General features: G+C 71.7%; 2 protein-coding genes. Both read left to right on the top strand.

What is annotated here, in order from left to right; translation table 11 throughout:
- Positions 1–4: 4 nt before the first annotated feature.
- Entirely contained in the window at positions 5–742 is a 738-nt protein-coding gene (gene mftE, locus DD1DGNOD_RS17265) for a mycofactocin biosynthesis peptidyl-dipeptidase MftE (protein ID WP_346434341.1), read from the top strand.
- Positions 743–774: 32 nt separating this feature from the next.
- Positions 775–1,171: YrrC family ATP-dependent DNA helicase (locus DD1DGNOD_RS29705; RefSeq protein WP_430827826.1), on the top strand; the 397-nt coding region annotated here is incomplete at its 3' end.

Raw genomic sequence — 1,171 nt, 5'->3', positions numbered from 1 at the left:
CACCGTGACCGCTGCGCACACCGTGACCGCTGCGCACACCGTGGCCGCTGCGCGGCCCTGGCGACTGGCGGAGCTCACCTGGCCCGAGGTGGCCGAGCGCGCCGCCGCCAGCGTGCTCGCCGTCCCGCTGGGCGCGACCGAGCAGCACGGGCCGCACCTACCGTTCACAGTGGACACCGAACTGGCCGACGCACTGTGCGAACGACTTGCCCGTGCCCGCCCCTGGGTGGTGGTGGCACCGGCGGTGCCCTACGGTTCCAGCGGCGAACACGGCGGCTTCCCCGGCACCCTGTCGATCGGGCAGCAGGCCGTCGAGCTGCTCCTGGTCGAGCTCGTCCGCTCGGCCGACGCCTTTGCCGGGGTGCTGCTGGTCTGCGGGCACGGCGGCAACGCCGTACCGCTGCGCCGCGCCGTCGCCCGGTTGCGGCACGAGGGCCGTCGCGTGCTCGCCTGGCTGCCCGACGGACCCGCCGACGACGCCCACGCCGGCCGCACCGAGACCTCGGCGATGCTCGCCCTGCGCGGGCAGGCGGTGAAGCTCGACCGCAGCGAGCCCGGGGTGACGCGCCCGCTGGGCGAACTCCTGCCCGTGCTGCGGGAGTCCGGCGTGCGCGCCGTCAGCCCCAACGGCGTCCTGGGTGATCCCACTGGTTCCTCCGCCCACGCCGGAACACAGATTCTGGACGCCTGGGCCCGCGCGCTCGTCGCCGAGGCCGACCGGTGGCGGGACGGCCTACGGTAAAACCGGAAGCCGTCCATGATATCGGTACTCGCATGGCATCAGCGCAGCCGTTTCACGGGTCGGTGCTGGACGCGGTGCTGGAACGGATCACCTATGCCAACGAGGAGACGGGATACACCGTCGCCCGCGTGGACGCGGGGCGTTCCGGTGATCTGATCACGGTGGTGGGTGCGCTGCTGGGCGCGCAGCCGGGTGAGTCGCTGCGGATGCGGGGGCGGTGGGGCTCGCATCCACAGTATGGCAAGCAGTTCCACGTCGAGGACTACACGACCGTGCTCCCGGCGACGGTCCAGGGTATCCGGCGGTATCTCGGCTCCGGGCTGATCAAGGGTATCGGGCCGAAGCTCGCCGAACGTATCGTCGAGCATTTCGGTATCGACGCCCTGGACGTCATCGAGCAGCATCCCGAACGGCTGATCGAGGTCCCGA

This window comes from Candidatus Protofrankia californiensis (assembly GCF_900634765.1).
In the GTDB taxonomy this organism is placed as follows: domain Bacteria; phylum Actinomycetota; class Actinomycetes; order Frankiales; family Frankiaceae; genus Protofrankia; species Protofrankia californiensis.
The sequence above is the reverse complement of the archived record's forward strand: the minus strand, read 5'-3'. Positions and strand labels throughout refer to the sequence as shown.